The sequence below is a fragment of the Bittarella massiliensis (ex Durand et al. 2017) genome (genome assembly GCF_017566145.1).
GTDB lineage: Bacteria > Bacillota > Clostridia > Oscillospirales > Ruminococcaceae > Bittarella > Bittarella massiliensis_A.
This window is the reverse complement of the sequence record NZ_JABFCL010000270.1, coordinates 1-218: the sequence shown is the minus strand read 5'-3', so window position 1 is coordinate 218 and position 218 is coordinate 1. Positions and strand designations below refer to the sequence as shown.

Genomic DNA, 218 nt, shown 5'->3' with positions numbered 1-218 from the left:
AGAGCACGCTTTAATACGACTCCCATCTTTTTCAGATCCGGGAAATCCAGAGATCCCATCTTTCTCGCCCGTACAATGCGTCTGGCCGAAGTATATCCGATCCCAGGCACCCTGAGCAGTGTCCGGTAGTCTGCCCGGTTTACTTCCACCGGAAAATACTCCAGATGCCCCAGCGCCCAATCGCACTTCGGATCCAGAACAAGATTGAAATTCGGCCG

Annotated in this window: 1 protein-coding gene; it reads right to left on the bottom strand. The window is 53.2% G+C overall.

Features of this window, described 5'->3' with window-relative positions:
• Positions 1-218 (bottom strand): helix-hairpin-helix domain-containing protein (locus HJY11_RS14295; protein ID WP_208076538.1); only part of this gene is annotated, 218 nt, incomplete at both ends.